Below are 7,559 nucleotides of genomic sequence, written 5' to 3' on the forward strand. Positions count from 1 at the left end.
CGTAAAGAAAGTGTCGATGGAGCTCGGCGGCAATGCGCCGTTCATCGTGTTCGACGATGCAGACCTCGACCTTGCCGTGCAGGGCGCGCTCGCGAGCAAGTACCGCAACGCAGGACAGACTTGCGTCTGCGTCAACCGCATTTACGTGCACGACAAGGTGTATGACGTTTTCGCGGAAAAACTGGTCGCTGCGGTGCGTCAGCTCAAGGTGGGCGACGGCGTTGCGCCGGGGGTCAACATCGGCCCCCTGATCGACGGCAAGGCGGTCGCAAAGGTGGAAGAACACATCAGCGATGCCATTGCCAAGGGGGGCGTCCTTCTCTGCGGCGGGCAGCGCCACGCGCTGGGCCGTACCTTCTTTGAGCCGACGGTCATCGCCAATGTCACGTCTGCGATGAAGGTGGCACGCGAGGAAACATTCGGGCCGCTGGCGCCGTTGTTCCGCTTCAAGTCGGACGATGAAGTCATCGCCATGGCCAACGATACCGAATTCGGCCTCGCCAGCTATTTCTACAGCCGCGATATCGCGCGCATCTGGCGTGTCGCCGAAGCGCTGGAGTACGGCATGGTCGGCATCAATACTGGTCTCATCTCCAACGAAGTGGCTCCCTTCGGCGGCGTCAAGCAGTCGGGAATCGGACGCGAAGGGTCAAAGTACGGCATCGACGATTACCTCGTCATCAAGTACCTGTGCATGGGTAGCATGCAGTAGCCTTCATCCCCGCCGAATGCCCCGTTCGGAAAATGCAGATACAACACCGGCGTGTTCGGCGGGACAATGCGAGCGTCGCCTGCTGCGCAATCGACGCATCCCTGGACATGACAACGTCCCCTCCTTTGTCCGGGTTGGCCTTCCTCCGTGCGGAGGAAGGTTTTTTTTTACGGCGCGGCGCCGGCCAGCACAACAACAAGAATGGACAGGAAGAGAGACGGAGACATGAGACAACGCCTGAACTTCGCCCAATGGAAAGTCATACACCAGCTGATCGCCGCCTTCGGTCTGGTGACCGTGCTGATGCTGGCGCTGGTATCGGTCAGCGTCCACAGTATCTCGACGCTCAGCGCGACATCTGAACAGGCATTGAAGGACACCTTCCCGAGGGCGATGATGATCCGGGAAGTGACAGCCCACCTCAACCTGATCAGCCAGTCCGCGCGCAACGCCGTGATCATGACCGACCAGGCGCAGGTGCGGAAGGAGCTTGAACAGGCAGCCGATGCCGGAAAGCGAATCACCGAGGTATTGAAGCGGCTGGAAGCGGCTGCCGGACGCGATGATGAAAAGCCGCTGCTTAAAGAGATCGCGGAGATCGATGCCGGCTATCGCGAGGTACTGTCGCGCTTTGTCACGATCGTTGCGGAAGACCGTATCAACGAGGCGAAGAACCTGCTTCTGGTCGAGCTTCGCCCGCTGGAGCTGGCGTACTTCGACGCACTCGACAAGCTCGATGCGCGCCAGGGTAATGCCATTGCCGCCGCGAACCAGCGCGTCGACGACGTGGTCGCGTCGGGCATGGCGCTCGTGACGGTGTTGGCGGGCATGTCGCTGGCCGCGAGCATTGCGGTGAGCATCGTGTTCGGCATGCAGTTGCGCAGGCGGTTGGGCGGAGAGCCGCACCGGGCCGCCGAGGTCGCGCGCAATATCGCCGGCGGCGCCCTGTCGGTGGACGTTTCGGTCGCGCCGGGCGATCGTTCCAGCGTCCTGTATGCCATCAAGTCCATGCGTGACAGCCTGGCCGATATCGTGCGCCGGGTGCGAACCGGGTCGGAAGCGATCACGACCACATCGCAGGCCATGGCGGCCGAAATCGCGGAGATGGCGGCACGGGCCGAACGTCAGGCGGCGGCGCTGGAGAAGACCGCTGCCTCCACCGGACAGCTGACATCCATCGTCAAGCGCAGCGCCGACGATGCACGCGAAGCCAACGCACATGTCCTCGCTGCCTCCCGCATCGCCGCCCGGACCGGCGCAACGGTCGGCGACGTCGTCCGCACCATGGAACTGATCAATCAGTCGGCCAAAAAAATCGTCGATATCATTTCAGTGATCGACGGCATCGCCTTCCAGACAAATATCCTGGCGCTGAATGCTGCTGTCGAAGCCGCCCGCGCGGGCGAGCAGGGACGCGGATTCGCCGTGGTCGCCGCTGCGGTACGCACGCTTGCCCAGCAATCCGCCTCCGCCGCGAAGGAAATCAAGGAACTGATTTCCGAATCCGTGGACCGCGTGGATTCGGGCGCGGCACTGGCGACGGAAGCCGGCAGCTACATGACGGAGCTGGAACAAAGCGTGGCCCGGGTGTCGTCCATCATGTCCGACATGACCCATGCTGCTGCGGAACAGGCGAACGGACTTGAGGAAATCAACGAGGCAATCGGCCAGATGGATCTGGTGACGCGAAAGAATGCCGAACACGCCGCGCAGGGCGCGGAAACAGCGGTTGCGCTGGAACGGCAGGCCACGGAATTGCACCTGACCGTCAAGGTGTTCCAGGTATAGCGCCTTTCCCGGGGAAGCCTTGCATTAGAAGGAATTGCCATGACCCGTATGCCCGCCGACGTCAGCCTGATCGATTCGCGCCATGCCGCGCGGCGCCTGGCGGCTGCGCTGTGCATCGTGACGCTCGGAAGCAGCGGGATGTATATCTTGCCGGTCGTCATGCCTGCGGTGCAGCAGGAATTCAGCGCCAGCCGGGCCGGCATTTCCCTGGCATATACCGTGACGATGGTTGCATCAGGCGTCGGCGGCATGCTGTGCGGCCGTGCCGCCGACCGGTATGGCCTTGCCGCAGTCGTGGCCCTGGGGGCCCTCGGTGTAGCGGCGGGCTATGTGCTGGCCGGACTATCATCGAACATCATCCTGTTCGTCCTTGCGCACGGCATGCTGATCGGATTACTCGGAATTGCCAGTGCCTTCGTCCCGCTCATGGCCGATACCGCGTTGTGGTGGAACAGGCGGCGCGGCATCGCCGTCGCGATTTGCGCCAGCGGCAACTATGTCGCCGGCACGGTCTGGCCTCCGCTCGTGCAATGGGGTGTCGAGCATGTCGGATGGCGCCATACTTACACCGTCCTCGGCTTGTCCTGCGGCGCGGGCATGGCTGCGTTGTGTATGGCCTTGCGCAAGCGGCCGCCGCTGCCTTTGGCGGCTGCTACTGCTTCGGCGGGTGGTCACGCCGTTCACGATACTCGACCGTTCGGCTTGCCTGCGGGCCTGGCGCAAATGCTGCTGTTCATCGCATCGGTCAGCTGTTGCGTGGCGATGTCAATGCCGCAGGTACATATTGTCTCGTACTGCACGGATCTCGGCATCAATCCGGCGCGCGGCGCCGAGATGCTTTCGCGGATGCTCGGCTTCGGCATCGTCAGCCGCCTGGCATCCGGCTGGATAGCCGACCATCTGGGAGGCATGCGCACACTCATCCTCGGATCGGCACTCCAGACGCTGGCATTGCTGCTCTTCCTGCCTTTCGACGGACTGGTCACGCTGTACATCATCTCGGCGATGTTCGGCCTGTTCCAGGGCGGTATCGTGCCTTCCTATGCCATTGTCGTACGCGAATATTTCCCGCCAAGGGAAGCGGGGGCGCGCGTCGGTTCGGTCATGTTTGGCACCTTGCTCGGCATGGCCCTCGGGGGATGGATGTCGGGGAAGATTTTCGACCTGACCGGTTCTTACCGTATGGCGTTTATCAACGGCGTCGGCTGGAATCTGTTCAACCTTGCCCTGGTCTCGTGGCTCTTCATGCGTGCGCACAGACAGCGGGCGTCCGCATGAGGACAGGCTTTCGGCCCACCTCAACCTGCAACAAACCCCCCCTTCGGAAAATGCAGATTGTGCCGCCCCGGTCGCTGCGACACACTGCAAAGCATTGGCAAAAAGCGAAATTCCAGTATGAAAATCGACGGCATTGACATCCCGCTGTTGCACCAGTGGGTTGGCAAGACGGAATCAATCCAGGACGTGGTGCACCCCGCGCTGGCGGCCGGCATGGCCGCCGTGCTGGACCGCGATGCGGCGCCGCAGGCCGGCGAGCCGCTGCCGCCGCTGTGGCACTGGATGGTGTTCTGGAACACCGCGCGCCAGTCGGAACTGGGACATGACGGACATGCGCAGCGGGGCAAGTTTTTGCCGCCGGTGCCGCTGCCGCGCCGGATGTGGGCGGGCGGGCGGCTGAATTTCCTGGCACCCATCGACATCGGCAGCGCACTCAGCCGCACGTCGACGATCAAGGCAGTGGACGTCAAGCGCGGCAAGAGCGGCGACATGGTGTTCGTCACGGTCGAACATGCGATTTCGAACGCGGACGGCATCGCGCTGGTCGAGGAGCATGACATCGTTTATCGCGATGCACCGCAAGGCACCCGGCAGACGCAGCCGGTACAGGCGCCGTCCGGCGCGACATGGACCGAATCGGTGAGTCCCGACCCGACGCTGCTGTTCCGCTATTCGGCACTGACCTTCAACGGCCACCGTATCCATTACGACCGCAGCTATGCCACCGAAGTCGAGGGCTATCCCGGGCTGATCGTGCATGGGCCGCTGCTTGCGACGCTGCTGGTGGAACTGGCGCAGCGCAGGATGCCGGGCGCCGCGATCAAGTCTTTCAGCTTCCGCGCGGTCAGCCCGCTGTTCGATATCGAGCCCTTCGAGATTTGCGGGGAACCGCCCGATGCGGACGGCGTGGTCAAGCTGTGGGCGAAGAATGTACGCGGCGAGCTTGCGATGCAGGCCCAGGCCGTGCTGGCGATGTGAACAGACAGGAGCAGACATGCAGCACCAGCAGGATTCATATCAGGATATCAGGGACGCTGTCCGGGCATTGTGCGCGGAGTTCCCGCAGGAATATTTCCGCCGTGTCGACGAAGAGCGCGGCTATCCGGAGAAGTTCGTCGATGCGCTGACCAGGGCCGGCTGGCTGGCCGCATTGATCCCGCAGGAATACGGCGGCTCCGGCCTCGGCCTGACCGAAGCGTCGGTGATCATGGAAGAAATCAACCGCTCCGGCGGCAATTCGGGCGCATGCCACGGCCAGATGTACAACATGGGCACGCTGCTGCGCCACGGTTCCGAAACACAAAAGCGCCTCTATCTGCCGAAGATCGCGAGCGGCGAACTGCGCCTGCAATCGATGGCGGTGACCGAACCGACCACCGGCACCGACACCACGAAGATCAAGACCAATGCGGTGAAGAAGGGCGACCGCTACGTGGTCAACGGCCAGAAGGTGTGGATCTCGCGCGTGCAGCATTCCGACCTGATGATCCTGCTGGCGCGCACCACGCCGCTGGCGGAAGTCACGAAAAAATCGGAAGGCATGTCGATCTTCATCGTCGACCTGAAGGACGCGATCGGCAAGGGGATGTCGGTGCAGCCGATCCCCAACATGGTCAATCACGAGACGAACGAGCTGTTTTTCGAGAACCTGGAAATCCCGGCAGAAAACCTGATCGGCGAGGAAGGCAAGGGCTTCAAGTACATCCTCGACGGCCTGAATGCGGAACGCACATTGATCGCCGCCGAATGCATCGGTGACGGCTACTGGTTCATCGACAAGGTAAGCGGCTATGTGAAGGAACGTGAAGTGTTCGGCCGCCCGATCGGCCAGAACCAGGGCGTGCAATTTCCGATTGCGAAGGCGTTCATCAACATCGAGGCGGCCAACCTGATGCGCTTCAAGGCCTGCGAATTGTTCGATGCGCACCAGCCCTGCGGCGCGCAAGCGAACATGGCGAAGATGCTGGCGGCCGATGCATCGTGGGAAGCGGCCAATGCCTGCCTGCAATTCCACGGCGGCTTCGGCTTTGCGTGCGAATACGACGTCGAGCGCAAGTTCCGCGAAACGCGCCTGTACCAGGTCGCGCCGATCTCGACCAATTTGATCCTGTCTTACGTGGCCGAGCATGTGCTCGGATTGCCGCGTTCATTCTGAATGGAGCCACACCCCATGCGTCCGCTGGAAGGAATTACCGTCATCACGCTCGAACATGCGATCGCCGCGCCGTTCTGCACACGCCAGCTCGCGGATCTCGGCGCCCGTGTCATCAAGGTCGAACGCCCCGGCGTCGGTGACTTCGCCCGCGCCTATGACGAACGCGTGCGCGGCCTGTCGTCCCATTTCGTCTGGACCAACCGTTCGAAGGAAAGCCTGACGCTGGACGTCAAACATGAGGAAGCGGGCCGCATCCTCGGCAAATTGCTCGACGGCGCCGATGTGCTGGTACAGAACCTCGCGCCCGGCGCGGCTGACCGTCTCGGGCTGTCGTACGAAAAGCTGAAGGAAAAGTATCCGCGCCTGATCGTGTGCGACATTTCCGGCTACGGCCTCGATGGCCCGTACCGCGACAAGAAAGCCTACGACCTGCTGATCCAGAGCGAATCCGGCTTCCTGTCGATCACCGGTACGCCGGACGAACCGGCCAAGGCGGGCTGCTCGATCGCGGATATTTCGGCCGGCATGTATGCATACACCAATATCCTCGCCGCGCTGCTGCAGCGCGGAAAGACCGGACGCGGTTCCCATGTCGACGTGTCGATGCTGGAGAGCATGGTCGAATGGATGAGCTTTCCGATGTACTACGCGTTCGACGGCGCCGAGCCGCCCCGGCGCGCGGCGGCCGCCCATGCGACGATCTATCCGTACGGCCCCTTCCCGGCCGGCGACGGCAAGATCGTGATGCTTGGCTTGCAGAATGAACGGGAATGGACGGTGTTCTGCGACAAGGTGCTGAAACAGCCCACGCTCGCCGCCGATCCCCGGTTCTCGTCCAATTCGCGCCGCACCGAAGCGCGCACGGCATTGCGTGAAATCATCGTCGATACCTTTGCGTCCCTGACCGGAGAGCAGGTGGTCGAACGGCTGGATGCCGCGCAGATCGCGAACGCGCACATGAATGACATGCACGACCTCTGGCAGCATCCGCAACTCGCGGCGCGCGGACGCTGGTCCGAGGTCGACACGCCGGTTGGCAAGGTGCCCGCGCTGCTGCCGCCGGGCCTGCCCGATACCTGCCCGCCGCGCATGGAGCCGATTCCCGCGCTCGGCCAGCATTCCACGGCCATTCTTGCGGAACTCGGCTATGGCGGTTCCGATATTGCCCTGCTCAAGTCGCAGGGCGTCATTTGAATCAGGCAAACATGAGCCCATCACTTCACCGATCCTACCTCTTCGTTCCGGGCAACCGGCCGGAACGTTTCGACAAGGCCTGCGCCACTGCCGCGCATGCCATCATCATCGATCTGGAAGATGCGGTTCCGCCCGACGAAAAGGCGGCGGCCCGCGATAGTATCGCGCGCTGGCTCCGTCCGGAACACCGCGTCCTGGTGCGCATCAACAGCGCAGGTTCCGCATGGTTCCGCGATGATGTCCGGCTCTGTGCAATGGCGGGCGTGGCAGGCATCGTGCTGCCCAAAGCCGAGCGCGCCGACGACGTGTTCATGATTCACTGCGCATCGCCGGACAAGCCGGTGTTCCCGCTGGTCGAGAGTGCATGGGGACTGGAAAATGCGCGGGTGCTCGCGCGCACGCCGCATGTGCGCCGCCTGATGTTCGGCTCGA

General features: G+C 62.8%; 7 protein-coding genes. All 7 read left to right on the forward strand.

Annotation, left to right across the window (positions count from 1 at the left end; all coding sequences use genetic code 11):
* The coding region (locus tag AYR66_RS18965; protein WP_141104275.1) for an aldehyde dehydrogenase family protein at nucleotides 1-712 on the forward strand (712 nt) is incomplete at its 5' end.
* Nucleotides 713-937: 225 nt separating this feature from the next.
* Nucleotides 938-2,500 carry a methyl-accepting chemotaxis protein gene (locus AYR66_RS18970; RefSeq protein WP_170942207.1) on the forward strand — a complete coding sequence of 521 codons (1,563 nt, stop codon included), beginning with the start codon at nucleotides 938-940 and terminating at the stop codon, nucleotides 2,498-2,500.
* A gap of 39 nt (nucleotides 2,501-2,539) precedes the next feature.
* Entirely contained in the window at nucleotides 2,540-3,778 is a 1,239-nt protein-coding gene (locus tag AYR66_RS18975; protein WP_088708795.1) for an MFS transporter, read from the forward strand.
* Nucleotides 3,779-3,895: 117 nt separating this feature from the next.
* On the forward strand, nucleotides 3,896-4,756 hold the full coding sequence (locus AYR66_RS18980; protein WP_088708796.1) for an HTD2 family dehydratase: 861 nt from the start codon (nucleotides 3,896-3,898) through the stop codon (nucleotides 4,754-4,756).
* 16 nt (nucleotides 4,757-4,772) lie between these two features.
* Entirely contained in the window at nucleotides 4,773-5,933 is a 1,161-nt protein-coding gene (locus AYR66_RS18985; protein ID WP_088708797.1) for an acyl-CoA dehydrogenase family protein, read from the forward strand.
* A 15-nt stretch (nucleotides 5,934-5,948) separates the two neighbouring features.
* On the forward strand, nucleotides 5,949-7,127 hold the full coding sequence (locus AYR66_RS18990; protein ID WP_088708798.1) for a CaiB/BaiF CoA transferase family protein: 1,179 nt from the start codon (nucleotides 5,949-5,951) through the stop codon (nucleotides 7,125-7,127).
* A gap of 11 nt (nucleotides 7,128-7,138) precedes the next feature.
* Nucleotides 7,139-7,559: HpcH/HpaI aldolase/citrate lyase family protein (locus AYR66_RS18995; RefSeq protein WP_234814942.1), on the forward strand; the 421-nt coding region annotated here is incomplete at its 3' end.

Origin of the sequence: Noviherbaspirillum denitrificans (assembly GCF_002211445.1) — a bacterium.
GTDB classification, from domain to species: Bacteria; Pseudomonadota; Gammaproteobacteria; order Burkholderiales; family Burkholderiaceae_D; genus Noviherbaspirillum; species Noviherbaspirillum denitrificans.

Coding starts and splice junctions, on each gene's coding strand:
- AYR66_RS18975 (WP_088708795.1), top strand. CDS start 2,540: ATGACCCGTATGCCCGCCGACGTCAGCCTGATCGATTCGCGCCATGCC.
- AYR66_RS18980 (WP_088708796.1), top strand. CDS start 3,896: ATGAAAATCGACGGCATTGACATCCCGCTGTTGCACCAGTGGGTTGGC.
- AYR66_RS18990 (WP_088708798.1), top strand. CDS start 5,949: ATGCGTCCGCTGGAAGGAATTACCGTCATCACGCTCGAACATGCGATC.
- AYR66_RS18970 (WP_170942207.1), top strand. CDS start 938: ATGAGACAACGCCTGAACTTCGCCCAATGGAAAGTCATACACCAGCTG.
- AYR66_RS18985 (WP_088708797.1), top strand. CDS start 4,773: ATGCAGCACCAGCAGGATTCATATCAGGATATCAGGGACGCTGTCCGG.